The sequence below is a fragment of the Pseudomonas sp. F(2018) genome, assembly GCF_005508865.1.
Taxonomy (GTDB): Bacteria; Pseudomonadota; Gammaproteobacteria; order Pseudomonadales; family Pseudomonadaceae; genus Aquipseudomonas.
This window is the reverse complement of record NZ_SCOM01000005.1, coordinates 204,913-218,158: the sequence shown is the minus strand read 5'-3', so window position 1 is coordinate 218,158 and position 13,246 is coordinate 204,913. Positions and strand designations below refer to the sequence as shown.

Here is a 13,246-nt window from a genome sequence, read left to right as displayed (position 1 = left end):
TCCTGCCGGCAAACCCCGCTCCCCGCCAAAACCTCAAGCGCCAGAAACGGCGGCCGCAGGCGTCAGTGACTGAGCAGGCGGCGCGGCACCACGCGCAGCAGTTGCAGGCGCTCGTCCTTGAGGTGGGCGGTCAGGCCCAGCTGCGGATAGATCCAGGCCTCGCCCTCCGGCAGCTGCAGGCGCAGGCGCGGCGCGCCCAGGCTAGCACTGAGCGTGGCGGCGGAGATGGCCTGCTGCGGCTGCAGGTTGAGCGCCTCGATGCGCTGCCCGGCCAGCTGCTCGCGCATCTGCGCCGACTGCGGCTGCTCCGCATCGTTGGGCTTCACGCCGCTGGCGGTAGCCAGGCTGTCGCGCTGGGCGGCGGTGAGCGCCAGTTCCGCCTCCAGCGCCCAGGCGCCCGACTCCAGGGCCTGCGCGTCGCGCAGCAGCAGGCGCGGGCCATCCAGGCGCGGCTGCAGCCACAGCTCGGCCTTGGGCAGGCGATCATCGAGCTGGCTGAGGGTCAGGCTGTCCTCGGCCAGCGGCTGCAGCACCTCGGCCTGCCACTCGCCGAGCCAGGGCAGCGGCTCCGCCTTGTCCTCGCGCGGCACCAGCCACCAGTAGCCGAGCAGGCAGCTGGCCAGGGCCACGACGGTGAACAGCAGGGCGGGCGGACGACGCTTCATGGCAATGCTCCGGGCAGAAAAAAGCCGCACCTGGGTGCGGCTTTTCGGGGTGGTGCTGCTTACGCCTGGATCGAGCCTTTCAGCTTATTCATGGCGTTCTTCTCCAACTGGCGAATGCGCTCGGCGGAGACGTTGTACTTGGCGGCCAGGTCGTGCAGGGTCGCCTTCTCCTCGGCCAGCCAGCGCTGGTAGAGGATGTCGCGGCTGCGCTCGTCCAGGCCTTCCAGCGCTTCATGCAGGCTGGCGCTGGAACTGTCGCTCCAGTCGGCATCCTCGAGCTGCATGGCCGGGTCGTAGCGATGGTCTTCCAGGTAGTTGGCCGGCGACTTGAACGCGCTCTCGTCGTCGTCTTCCGCGGCCGGGTCGAAGGCCATGTCCTGTCCGGACAGGCGGCTCTCCATCTCGCGGACTTCGCGCGGCTCCACGCCCAGGCTCTCGGCCACGGCATGCACTTCGTCGTTGCTCAGCCAGGCCAGACGCTTCTTCTGGCTGCGCAGGTTGAAGAACAGCTTGCGCTGGGCCTTGGTGGTGGCGACCTTGACGATGCGCCAGTTGCGCAGGATGAACTCGTGGATCTCGGCCTTGACCCAGTGCACGGCGAAGGACACCAGGCGCACGCCCATTTCCGGGTTGAAGCGCTTGACCGCCTTCATCAGGCCGACGTTGCCTTCCTGGATCAGGTCGGCCTGGGACAGGCCATAGCCGGCGTAGCTGCGGGCGATATGCACGACGAAGCGCAGGTGGGCCAGAACCATCTGGCGCGCGGCTTCCAGATCTTGCTCGTAGTAGAGACTCTCGGCCAGCTCGCGCTCCTGCTCGGGGGTCAACAGCGGAATGCTGTTCACCGCATGCACGTATGCCTCCAGGTTGGCGCCTGGAACTAGGGCATGAACAGGTTGCAGGGAAGTGGTCATCAAAACCTCCGGTATTGCAAAGCGGGGTGCAGTCTAGCACTGCCCTTTCTGAGGTGGGAACCAGTGGAAAAGTTCCCTTACAGTTGCTCAGAAAATGATCAAAAATCAATAAATTGCTAGCGCGGCGCGAGCTCGCTCAAGTGACGGGCTACCGCCAGCCAGGCGCCAATATAGCCGAGGAAAACCGCGCCCAACAGTAGCGAAAGACCATCGGCTGCCGGCACGCCACCCAGGGCGAAATCGCTGCCGTAGAGCCCCGCCAGGCGTACCACTGCCTCGTTCAGCCAGTCCAGGCCGAAGGCCAGCAGGCCCCAGGCCAGCAGACCGGCGCCCAGGCCATACAGCGCCCCCATATAGAGGAAGGGCCGACGCACGTAGCCATCGGTACCGCCGACCAGCTTGATCACCTCGATCTCGCTGCGGCGGTTCTCGATATGCAGGCGAATGGTGTTGCCGATCACCAGCAGCAGCGCCATCACCAGCAGCAGGGTCAGGCCGAAGACGAAGCGGTCGCCGAGGCCGAGGATGGCGGTGAGGCGCTCCACCCACTGCAGGTCGAGCTGCGCCTGGTCGACGCCGGGCAGCTCGGCCAGGCGCTGGCGCAGGGCCTCCAGCGCGGCCTTGTCGATCTCGTGCGGAGTCACCACCACCACGGCGGGCAGCGGGTTGTCCGGCAGCTCGCGCAGGGCCTGACCGAGGCCCGACTGTTCTTCGAACGCGGCCAGGCCGGCCTCGCGGCCGATGAACTCGGCCTCGGCCACGTCGGCCATGGCCGCGATCTCCTCGCGCAGCTGCAGGCCGGCGTCGTCACCGGCCTCCTGCTTGAGGTACAGGGAAATCTGCGCGGCCTGCTGCCAGGAACCGCCGAGGCGCTCGACATTGTCCAGCAGCAGGGCCAGGCCCATGGGCAGCGACAGCGCCACGGCCATCACCAGGCAGGTGAAGAAGCTGCCGATCGGCTGGCCGACCAGGCGGCCGAGGCTGTCGACCAGGCTGGCGCGGTGGCTCTCGACCCAGGCGGCGAACAGCGTGGAGAAGTCCGGGCCCTGCTTGATCGGCTTGTCGGCCTTGCTCTGCACGGCGCCGACGCGCTCGGCGGCCTTGATATTGCGTTGCTTGTCGCTCATCAACCGGCCTCCCCGTCGCCGATCAGTCGGCCGCGTTGCAGGGTAAGCATGCGGTGGCGCATGCGCGCGATCAGGGCCAGGTCGTGGCTGGCGATCAGCACTGTGGTGCCGAGGCGGTTGATGTCTTCGAACACACCCATGATCTCGGCGGCCAGGCGCGGGTCGAGGTTACCGGTGGGTTCGTCCGCCAGCAGCAGGGCCGGGCGATGCACCACGGCACGGGCAATGCCGACGCGCTGCTGCTGGCCAGTGGACAGGTCGGCCGGGAACTGCTCGACCTTGTCCGACAGCGACACACGCTCCAGGGCGGCATTGACCCGCTTGGCGATGTCCGGCTTGGACAGGCCGAGGATCTGCAGCGGCAGGGCGACGTTGTCGAACACCGAGCGATCGAACAGCAGCTGGTGGTTCTGGAACACCACGCCGATCTGCCGGCGCAGGAAGGGAATCTGCGCGGTGGTGATCTGCGCCAGGTCCTGCCCCGCCAGCAGCAGCTTGCCGGTGGTCGGCCGCTCCATCGCCAGCAGCAGGCGCAGCAGGGTGGACTTGCCCGCGCCGGAGTGGCCGGTGACGAAGAGGAACTCGCCGCGGCGCACGTGGAAACTCAGTTCATGCAACCCGACATGGCCGTTGGGATACCGCTTGCCGACCTGCTCGAATCGAATCATCCCTGTTCCTTCTCAGCAAAGAGTGCCTGGACGAAGTCCTCGGCGACGAAGGTGCGCAGATCGTCGATGCCCTCGCCGACGCCGATGTAGCGGATCGGCAGGCCAAACTGCTTGGCCAGGGCGAAGATCACCCCGCCCTTGGCGGTGCCATCCAGCTTGGTCAGCGCCAGCCCGGTGAGGGTCACGGCCTGGTTGAACTGCTTGGTCTGGTTGATCGCGTTCTGCCCGGTGCCGGCGTCCAGCACCAGCAGCACTTCGTGGGGCGCGGTCTCATCCAGCTTGCCAATGACCCGACGGACCTTCTTCAGTTCCTCCATCAGGTTGTCCTTGGTGTGCAGGCGACCGGCCGTATCGGCGATCAGCACGTCGACGCCACGGGCCTTGGCGGCCTGCACCGCATCGAAGATCACCGAGGCGGAGTCGGCGCCGGTGTGCTGGGCGATCACCGCGATGCTGTTGCGCTCGCCCCACACCTGCAGCTGCTCGACGGCCGCAGCGCGGAAAGTGTCGCCGGCGGCGAGCATGACCTTCTTGCCCTCGCCCTGCAGCTTCTTGGCCAGCTTGCCGATGGTGGTGGTCTTGCCGACGCCGTTCACGCCGACCACCAGGATCACGTAGGGCTGCTTCTCGGCGTTGATGACCAGCGGCTGCTCGACCGGCTTGAGCAGGCCGCCCAGCTCTTCCTGCAACGCCTTGTACAGCGCGCCGCTGTCGGCCAGCTCCTTGCGCGCCACGCGCTTGGTCAGGCTGCCGATGATGGTACTGGTGGCCTCGACGCCGACGTCGGCCATCAGCAGGCGGGTTTCCAGCTCGTCGAGCAGGTCGTCGTCGATGGCTTTCTTGCCGAGGAACAGGCTGGCCATGCCCTCGCCCAGGCTGGCGCTGGTCTTGGACAGGCCCTGCTTGAGGCGGGCGAACCAGCCGCCCTGGTTGTCGCCGGGCTTGCTCTGTTCGACCACCGCGGGCGCGGCAACCGGCTCGGGTTGCGGCGCGGGTTCGACGGGCGCTTCGTGGACCGGATGGGTGACTTCGCTGCCGGCATTAATGCGGAAGCGCGAGAAAGCCGGCTTGGGCTCTTCGGCCAGCGGCGCGGCCTCGACCACGGGCAGGTGCTCGATCGGCGGCTGCACCACCACCGGCGCGGGCACCGGCTCAGGCGCGGCGGCAACGGGCTCGGGTACGGGCTCGACAACCGGCGCTGCGGCGGGCGTCACCACAGCGGGCTCAGCGCTGGTCGCAGTCACTGGCGCAGGGCTTACGGCAGCCTCGGGCTCCGCCGGCGCGCTGCTCGGTTCGACCGCTGGCGCGGGTTGAGGCTGCTCGGCCGCCCCCGGAGCTTCCGGCTTCTTGCGCAGCCAGCCAAACAGGGATTTCTTCTCGCCGGGTTGCTCCGGCGATGGCTTGTCGTCTTGGGAACCAAACATGGGTCGCTTGATCTCAGGGGAGCCGCACGGATCGCCGCGCCGCCCCGGAAAAGGATGCGGTATCCTAGCACCTCTTCGCCCGCCGGCGGTACGACCGGCCGGGCCGTCCGACAGGTCAAGAGCCCCTATGACACGACTCGCCCGCCGCTGCGCCGGCCTGCTCCTCAGCGCGTTCTGCATGCCCCTGGCGGCAATCGCCGCCGAACCCCAAGCGACCCACGAATTCCAGTTGGACAACGGCCTCAAGGTCATCGTCCGCGAGGATCACCGCGCCCCCGTGGTGGTCTCCCAGCTCTGGTACAAGGTCGGCTCCAGTTATGAGACGCCCGGCCAGACCGGCCTTTCCCACGCCCTCGAACACATGATGTTCAAGGGCAGCCGCAAGCTCGGCCCCGGCGAGGCCTCGCGCATCCTGCGTGACCTAGGCGCCGAGGAGAACGCCTTCACCAGTGACGACTACACCGCCTATTACCAGGTGCTGTCGCGCGACCGCCTGGCCGTGGCCTTCGAGCTGGAGGCCGACCGCCTGGCCAGCCTCAAGCTGCCGGCCGACGAGTTCGCCCGCGAGATCGAGGTGATCAAGGAGGAGCGCCGCCTGCGCACCGACGACAAACCCACCTCGCTGGCCTACGAGCGCTTCAAGGCCATGGCCTACCCGGCCAGCGGCTACCACACCCCGACCATCGGCTGGATGGCCGACCTCGACCGCATGACCGTCGAGGAGCTGCGCCACTGGTACCAGGCCTGGTACGCGCCGAACAACGCCACCCTGGTGGTGGTCGGCGACGTAACCAAAGACGAGGTACAGGGCCTGGCCCAGCACTACTTCGGTGCCATTCCGCGGCGTGACGTACCGCCGGCCAAGGCTCCACGCGAGCTGGCCGAGCCGGGCGAGCGACGCATCAAACTGCACGTGAAGACCCAGCTGCCGAGCCTGCTGATGGGCTTCAATGTGCCCGGCATCGCCACCAGCGCCGATGCCCGCGAAGTCCATGCGCTGCGCCTGCTCTCCGCCCTGCTCGACGGCGGCTACAGCGCCCGCCTGCCGTCGCGCCTGGAACGTGGCCAGGAGCTGGTGTCCGGTGCCTCCGCCTGGTACGACGCCTTCGCCCGCGGCGACAGCCTGTTCATGCTCTCCGCCACGCCGAACGTGCAGAAGGGCGTCTCGCTGGAGCAGACCGAAGCCGGCCTGTGGGCCCAGCTCGACGAGCTCAAACGCACTCCACCTAGCCCGGATGAGCTGGCCCGGGTGCGTGCCCAGGTGATCGCCGGCCTGGTCTACGAGCGCGATTCGATCACCAGCCAGGCCACCACCATCGGCCAGCTGGAAACCGTCGGCCTGTCGTGGACGCTGATGGACAAGGACCTGGCCGCCCTCGAAGCGGTGACCCCGGCCGATATCCAGAAGGCCGCCCGTACTTACTTCACCCCGTCGCGCCTGTCGGTCGCCCACATCCTGCCCGAGAAAGCCGCAGAAGGAGCCCAGCCATGAGCGAGCGCAACGGCATCCGTTACGGCCTGCTCGGCCTCGGCCTGATCCTGCTGATCGGCCTGCTCACCTATATCGCCAGCCGCAGCGCTCAGGCCCCGACGCTGGCAGAAGCGCCCGCCCAATCCACCGGCCTGGAGTCGCTGGCCGCCCTGGAAGGCAAGGCGCCGAGCAAGCGCACCCTGGATATCCAGCAATGGCAGACCGCTGAGGGCGCCAAGGTGCTGTTCGTCGAGGCGCGCCAGCTGCCGATGTTCGACCTGCGCCTGACCTTCGCCGCCGGCAGCAGCCACGACGACGGCGTGCCCGGCCTGGCCGCCCTGACCAACGCCATGCTCAACGAAGGCGTGCCCGGCAAGGACGTCACCGCCATCGCCGAAGGCTTCGAGAGCCTGGGTGCCGAGTTCGGCAACGGCGCCTACCGCGACATGGCCATCGCCAGCCTGCGCAGCCTCAGCGCCGCCGAGCAGCGCGAGCCGGCCCTGGTCCTGTTCGATCAGGTCATCGGCCAGCCGACCTTCCCCGAGGACGCCCTGGCGCGGATCAAGAACCAGCTGCTGGCCGGCTTCGAGTACCAGAAGCAGAACCCCGGCAAGCTGGCCGGCCTGCAACTGTTCGAGCGCCTGTACGGCACCCACCCCTATGCCCACCCAAGCGAAGGCAACGAGCAGTCGATCCCCGGCATCTCGGTGGCGCAGCTGCGTGCCTTCCATGCCAAGGCCTACGCCGCCGGCAACGTGGTGATCGCCCTGGTCGGCGACCTCTCCCGTGCCGAGGCCGAGGCCATCGCGGCCAAGGTCTCCGCCTCCCTGCCCAAGGGCCCGGCGCTGCCGCGCATCGCCCAGCCCGAGGAACCCAAGGCCGGCCCCAGCCATATCGAGTACCCGTCCAACCAGACCCACCTGATGCTGGCCCAGCTCGGCGTCGACCGCCGCGAGCCGGACTACGCGGCGCTGATGCTGGGCAACCAGATCCTCGGTGGCGGTGGCTTCGGCACCCGTCTGATGGAAGAGGTGCGCGAGAAGCGCGGCCTGACCTACGGCATCTACTCGGGCTTCAGCGCCATGCAGGCGCGCGGCCCGTTCATGATCAACCTGCAGACCCGCGCCGAGCTGAGCGAAGGCACTCTCGAGCTGGTGCAGGACATCCTCGCCGACTACCTGGCCAACGGCCCGACCCAGAAGGAACTGGACGAAGCCAAGCGCGAGATGGTCGGCAGCTTCCCGCTGACCACCGCGAGCAACGCCGACATCGTCGGCCAGCTCGGCAGCATGGGCTTCTACGACTTGCCGCTGACCTACCTCGACGACTTCATGAGCGAAGTGCAGGGCCTGAGCGTGGAGCAGGTGAAGGCCGCCATGGCCAAGCACCTGGCGACCGACAAGCTGGTCATCGTCACCGCCGGCCCCACGGTCGCGCAGAAGCCGCTGCCCCCACCCACCGACAAGCCCGCCGAACAACCGGCCGGCCCGCCGGAGCACTGATGCGCAAGTCACCTGGTAAAAAAACCGCAGAGCACAACGGCAGCGGCCAGCTGCGCATCATCGGCGGCGAGTGGCGCAGCCGCCAGTTCAGCTTCCCCATGGCCCATGGCCTGCGCCCGACGCCCAACCGCGTGCGCGAGACGCTGTTCAACTGGCTGGCGCCCTATGTCGAGGGCGCCCATGTGCTGGACTGCTTCACCGGCAGCGGCGCGCTGTTCCTCGAAGCCCTGTCGCGCGGCGCCAGCAGCGCCCTGGCCCTGGACAGCAACAACAGCGCCATCGCCAGCCTGCGGCAGATCCTCGCCACGCTGAAATGCAGCAACGGCCAGCTGCTGCAGACCGACGCCCTGCGCCACCTGGACAGCCAGCCGGCCACGCCCTACGACCTGGTATTCCTCGACCCGCCCTTCGGCCAGGACCTGCTGGCACCGGCCTGCGCGCTGCTGGAAGAAAAAGGCTGGCTGGCCAAGGACGCCTGGATCTACACCGAAAGCGAAACCGCACCCTCGACCCTGGCCATGCCCGGCAACTGGCGCCTGCACCGCGAGCAGAAGGCCGGGCAGGTGTACTACGCGCTGTGGGCGCGGGACTGAGGCAACCTTTGAAGAGATTCATCTACGACAACCTGCCGTATCTGCTGCTGTCCGCACTTGCGCTGGCGCTGTTGTTCAGCGACCGAGAGATCGGCTTCGGCCTGAACCGCAGCATACGTGAGGACAGCGGAATCGTGATCGGCCTGATCGAGCAGCGCCTCCTGGCTCTACTGGTGCTTCTGTTTGCGGCTTGGAAGATCTTGATACGCCCCAGACGCTAGCTCTCGCTGGCATATCCCGCTCTTACGTAAAAACGCTGCGAGCCTCAGCAATTGCGGCGTCCATAAACTGCAATCTGCGATCTTCATCATCCAGCTATGCACTGAGTCACGCCTCTGCGAAGCCAGCCCTAACTCAGGCCTCTTCGTATCGCATGGTCCAGTGCGCGTGTCGGCCCTGCGACCGACAGACAATTGAGGTCATGACGCATGAAGATCGCCGTTGCCGGGCTGGGTTACGTAGGACTGTCGAATGCCGTGCTGCTCGCTCAGCAGCATGAGGTGGTGGCCCTGGACATAGATGCGGCCAGGGTAGCGCTGATCAACCGACGGCAATCGCCGATCGCCGATCCCGAACTGGAGGACTATCTCCGGAACAAGCCGCTCGATCTGCGCGCCACCCTGGACAAGCAGGAAGCCTACGAAGGGGCGGAGTATGTGCTGATCGCCACGCCCTCCGACTACGACCCCCACACCAACTACTTCAACACCCAGGCCATCGAGAGCGTGATCGGCGAGGCCATGACGATCAATCCGGATGCGGTGCTGGTGATCAAGTCGACGGTGCCGGTCGGCTATACCCTGAAGGCACGCCAGCGCTTCGCCTGCGAGCGGCTGATCTTCTCCCCCGAGTTCCTGCGTGAAGGGCGCGCCCTGCATGACACCCTGCACCCGACACGCATCGTGGTCGGCGAGCGCTCGCGGCGCGCGGAGATCTTTGCCGAGCAGCTGAAGGAATGCGCTCTGGAGCCCGATGTACCGATCCTGCTCACCGACTCGACGGAAGCGGAGGCGATCAAGCTGTTCGCCAACGCCTACCTGGCCATGCGCGTGTCCTATTTCAACGAGCTCGACACCTATGCCGCCAGCCATGGTCTGGACAGCCGGCAGATCATCGAAGGCGTCGGCCTCGACCCGCGCATCGGCGACCACTACAACAACCCCTCCTTCGGCTACGGCGGTTACTGCCTGCCCAAGGACACCCAGCAGTTGCTGGCCAACTACCGCGACGTGCCGCAAAACCTTATCCACGCCATCGTGGCGTCGAACGACACGCGCAAGGACTTCATCGCCGAAGAGATTCTCAAGCGCCAGCCACGCGTCGTGGGCATCTATCGCCTGATCATGAAGAGCGACTCGGACAACTTCCGTGCCTCCAGCATCCTCGACATCATGCAGCGCATCATGGCCAGGGGCGTCGAAGTGATCGTGCATGAGCCGGGGCTGAATCAGAGCGAATACGCCGAGGCGCGCATCGTCGATGATCTGGAACTGTTCAAGCGCGAAGCCGACGTCATCCTCAGCAATCGCATGAGCCCGGCGCTCAGCGATGTGGCCGGGAAGATCTATACCCGCGATCTGTTCGGCCGCGACTGACTCTTCTCTGGAGCTCTCTAGCGCCTTACTCTGGAGCCTTTCCCGCTCCGGGCTGCAACCGATGTCCGCTCCCCCCTTCTCCCCCGCCTGGTGGCTACCCAGCCCACACTTGCAGACGCTGTTCGGCTCGCTGTGCCGCACGCTGCCGCAGCTGGAACGGCAGCGCGAGCGGCTGTGGCTGGAGGATGGCGACTTCCTCGACCTGGACTGGCATGGCCCGCATGAAGCCACGGCGCCGCTGGTGCTGGTGCTGCACGGGCTGACCGGCTCCTCCAGCTCGCACTACGTGCTCGGTCTGCAGCAGCAACTGGCGGCACGGGGCTGGGCCAGCGTGGCGCTGAACTGGCGTGGCTGCTCCGGCGAGCCCAACCTACTGCCGCGCGGCTACCACTCCGGGGTCAGCGAGGACGTGGTCAGCGTGGTGCGTCATCTGCAGGCCAAGCGGCCGCTGGCGCCGCTGTATGCGGTGGGCTATTCGCTGGGTGGCAACGTGCTGCTCAAATACCTGGGCGAGTCGGGCGAGGATTCCGGCCTGCAGGGCGCGGTGGCGGTGTCGGTGCCGTTCCGTCTGGACCACTGCGCCGAGCGCATCGACCGCGGCTTCTCCAAGGTCTACCAGGCGCACTTCATGCGCGAGCTGGTTGCGTATGTGCGCGACAAGCAGCAGCGCTTTACCGACGAGGGCCATCACGAGCGCCTGGCGGCGCTGCAGCAGTTGGGTCCGCTGGAGGGCATGCGCACCTTCTGGGACTTCGACGGGCGCTTCACCGCGCCGCTGCACGGCTACGCCGACGCCGACGACTACTACCGCCGCGCGTCCAGCCGTTACTACCTGGAGCGGATCCGCACGCGCACGCTGATCATCCAGTCCAGCGACGACCCCTTCGTCTTCCCCCACAGCGTGCCGCAGGCCCAGGAACTGTCGCGCAGCACCCATCTGGAGCTGCACGACCGCGGCGGCCATGTCGGCTTCATCGGCGGCTCGCCGCGGCGGCCGGAGTTCTACCTGGAGCGACGCATTCCTGCGTGGCTCGCTGGCGGACGCTAGCCGACCACATCCACCATCGACACGTGCAGGCGCTGCAGCAGCGCCTGTACCGCGTCGCGCGCGGCCTCGGTGACGTAGCCGCTCTCCAGCGCGAGAATCTGGTACACGCCGCGGCGCATCAGCTCCTCGCTCAAGTCGCCGGGGTTGTTGCGGATGGTGCAGAGGAAGCGCACCCAAGAGGTGAGGATGATCCAGCTGTTGAGGGTCAGCGCCTCGATCTGCTGGGCGTCCATGGCCAGGACGTCGGCGGCGACGAAGCCATGGTAGATCTCGGTGGCGGCCTGCAGACAGCGGTGGGCGAAGGCGCGGTAGCGCTCGGCCAGTTCCAGGTCGCTTTCCAGCAGGTGCTCGAGGTCGCGATGGAGGAAGCGGTAGTGCCACATGGCCGCCAGCAGCGCTTCCAGATAGAAGGTCTTGTCCGCCACCGTCAGGGCGCGACCCTCGGGCAGGCGCAGGAATACCGCTACCCGGCTCTCATACTCGGCGAACAGCTCGGCGATGATCGCCTGCTTGTTGCGGAAGTGGTAGTACAGGTTGCCCGGCGACATGCCCAGGTGGGCGGCGATGTGGTTGGTGGTGACGCTGCGCTCGCCCTGGGCGTTGAAGAGCTCCAGGCTGGCTTCGACGATGCGTTCGCGGGTCTTGTTCTTCGGGGCCATGGTTCGGCTCACGCGGCAAAGGGGACAAAAGTACAGGGAAGCGCCCGATCTGACGACCGGCGAGCGACTCGATTGACAGTTTAGAGCATTTACTCTAAAAATCATCCTCATCCACTCCGCCGCTCCCACAGAGGACGCTCCGCCATGGTCGCCGACGTTGCCTATCTCCAACAAAACCAACAACAGATCGACGCCCTGGAGCCGCTGCTGGCTGCCCAGCGTGCCGCCTACCGCGCCAACCCGATGCCATCGGCCGAACAGCGCCGCGCATGGCTCAAGGCCCTGCGCGAACTGATCCTCGGCGAGAAGCAGGCCCTGATCGATGCGGTGTCCAGCGACTTCAGCAACCGCGCCGCCAGCGAGACCCTGCTGGCCGAGATCATGCCCAGCCTGCACGGCATCGACTACGCCAGCAAACGCCTGGGCAAGTGGATGAAGCCGTCGCGCCGCCATGTCGGCATGGCCTTCCAGCCCGCCTCGGCACGCGTGGTGTACCAGCCGCTGGGCGTGGTCGGCGTGATCGTGCCGTGGAATTACCCGCTGTACCTGGCCTTCGGTCCGCTGATTGGCGCCCTGGCCGCAGGCAACCGGGTGATGATCAAGATGAGCGAATCGACTCCGACCACCTCGCAGCTGGTCAAGGACCTGCTGGCCAAGGTGTTCCCCGAGGACCTGGTGGCCGTGGTGCTGGGCGAGGCCGAAGTCGGTCAGGCCTTCTCGCGCCAGCCCTTCGACCACCTGCTGTTCACCGGTGCCACCAGCATCGGCAAGCACGTGATGCGCGCCGCCGCCGAGAACCTGGTGCCGGTGACCCTGGAGCTGGGCGGCAAGTCGCCGGCCATCGTCTCCGCCGAGGTGCCGCTGGATGACGCCGCCGAGCGCATCGCCTTCGGCAAGACCATGAACGCCGGGCAGACCTGCGTGGCGCCGGACTATGTGCTGGTGCCGCAGGAGCGCGTCGAGGGCTTCGTCGCCGCCTACCGCGCCGCCGTGCAGCGCTTCTATCCGAAGCTGGAAAACAACGCTGACTACACGGCGATCATCAACGAGCGCCAGCTGGGCCGCCTTAAGGGCTATATCAGCGACGCCGAGGCCAAGGGCGCGCAGATCGTCCCGCTGTTCCCCGGCGATCAGGGCCGCCGCCTGGCCCACAGCCTGGTGCTCAATGTCAGCGACGAGATGAAGCTGATGCAGGAGGAGATCTTCGGCCCGCTGCTGCCGGTGGTGCCCTACCAGCGCCTGGACGATGCCTTCGCCTATATCAACGATCGCCCGCGTCCGCTGGCCCTGTACTACTTCGGCTACGACAAGGGCGAGCAGCAGCGCGTGCTGCACGAGACCCACTCGGGCGGCGTGTGCCTGAACGACACCCTGCTGCACGTGGCCCAGGACGACATGCCGTTCGGCGGCGTCGGCCCTTCGGGCATGGGCCACTACCATGGCCACGAGGGCTTCCTGACCTTCAGCAAGGCCAAGGGCGTGCTGATCAAGCAGCGCTTCAATGCCGCACGCTTCATCTACCCGCCCTACGGCACCGCGATCCAGAAGCTGATCCACAAGCTGTTTATCCGCTAAGGGGC

The 13,246-nt window shown here is 67.0% G+C and carries 12 protein-coding genes and 1 pseudogene; 7 read left to right on the top strand and 6 right to left on the bottom strand.

All coding sequences use genetic code 11. The features are described from left to right. Positions 1-62: 62 nt before the first annotated feature. From FFS62_RS20490 to ftsY, 5 genes are all read right to left on the bottom strand, one after another. Positions 63-665, bottom strand: coding sequence for a hypothetical protein (locus tag FFS62_RS20490; protein WP_137974705.1), 603 nt, complete (start codon positions 663-665; stop codon positions 63-65). A 59-nt stretch (positions 666-724) separates the two neighbouring features. Next, positions 725-1,579, bottom strand: a complete 855-nt coding sequence (gene rpoH / locus FFS62_RS20485) for an RNA polymerase sigma factor RpoH (RefSeq protein ID WP_137974704.1) — start codon at positions 1,577-1,579, stop codon at positions 725-727. Positions 1,580-1,695: 116 nt separating this feature from the next. Further along, positions 1,696-2,706, bottom strand: coding sequence for a permease-like cell division protein FtsX (gene ftsX / locus FFS62_RS20480; protein ID WP_137974703.1), 1,011 nt, complete (start codon positions 2,704-2,706; stop codon positions 1,696-1,698). Beyond that, entirely contained in the window at positions 2,706-3,374 is a 669-nt protein-coding gene (ftsE, locus tag FFS62_RS20475; protein ID WP_137974702.1) for a cell division ATP-binding protein FtsE, read from the bottom strand. The genes ftsX and ftsE overlap by 1 nt, the downstream gene beginning before the upstream one ends. Beyond that, complete coding sequence (gene ftsY, locus FFS62_RS20470) at positions 3,371-4,798, bottom strand: signal recognition particle-docking protein FtsY (protein ID WP_137974701.1); 1,428 nt, start codon at positions 4,796-4,798, stop codon at positions 3,371-3,373. Before ftsY ends, ftsE begins: the two co-directional genes overlap by 4 nt. Before the next feature lie 127 nt (positions 4,799-4,925). Here ftsY and FFS62_RS20465 point away from each other — a divergent pair. The 6 genes and pseudogenes from FFS62_RS20465 to FFS62_RS20440 form a co-directional block, all read left to right on the top strand. Further along, positions 4,926-6,291, top strand: a pseudogene (locus FFS62_RS20465) (M16 family metallopeptidase); the annotation flags it as partial. Then, a complete protein-coding gene (locus FFS62_RS20460) occupies positions 6,287-7,771 on the top strand; it encodes a pitrilysin family protein (RefSeq protein ID WP_137974699.1) in 1,485 nt (494 codons plus the stop codon). The pseudogene FFS62_RS20465 and the gene FFS62_RS20460, both read left to right, overlap by 5 nt. After that, positions 7,771-8,364, top strand: coding sequence for a 16S rRNA (guanine(966)-N(2))-methyltransferase RsmD (rsmD, locus tag FFS62_RS20455; protein ID WP_137974698.1), 594 nt, complete (start codon positions 7,771-7,773; stop codon positions 8,362-8,364). The genes FFS62_RS20460 and rsmD overlap by 1 nt, the downstream gene beginning before the upstream one ends. Before the next feature lie 8 nt (positions 8,365-8,372). Then, positions 8,373-8,585: a hypothetical protein gene (locus tag FFS62_RS20450; protein ID WP_137974697.1), complete on the top strand. Its 213-nt coding sequence runs from the start codon at positions 8,373-8,375 to the stop codon at positions 8,583-8,585. 207 nt (positions 8,586-8,792) lie between these two features. Further along, positions 8,793-9,959: a nucleotide sugar dehydrogenase gene (locus tag FFS62_RS20445; RefSeq protein WP_137974696.1), complete on the top strand. Its 1,167-nt coding sequence runs from the start codon at positions 8,793-8,795 to the stop codon at positions 9,957-9,959. Between the two features lie 61 nt (positions 9,960-10,020). Next, complete coding sequence (locus tag FFS62_RS20440) at positions 10,021-11,007, top strand: hydrolase (RefSeq protein WP_137974695.1); 987 nt, start codon at positions 10,021-10,023, stop codon at positions 11,005-11,007. Here FFS62_RS20440 and FFS62_RS20435 read toward each other — a convergent pair. Continuing rightward, positions 11,004-11,666 carry a TetR/AcrR family transcriptional regulator gene (locus FFS62_RS20435; RefSeq protein ID WP_137974694.1) on the bottom strand — a complete coding sequence of 221 codons (663 nt, stop codon included), beginning with the start codon at positions 11,664-11,666 and terminating at the stop codon, positions 11,004-11,006. The two genes, FFS62_RS20440 and FFS62_RS20435, sit on opposite strands and share 4 nt — an antisense overlap. 144 nt (positions 11,667-11,810) lie before the next feature. Between FFS62_RS20435 and FFS62_RS20430 the strand changes: the two genes are divergently transcribed. Continuing rightward, complete coding sequence (locus FFS62_RS20430; RefSeq protein ID WP_137974693.1) at positions 11,811-13,241, top strand: coniferyl aldehyde dehydrogenase; 1,431 nt, start codon at positions 11,811-11,813, stop codon at positions 13,239-13,241. The last annotated feature ends 5 nt before the right edge of the window (positions 13,242-13,246 follow it).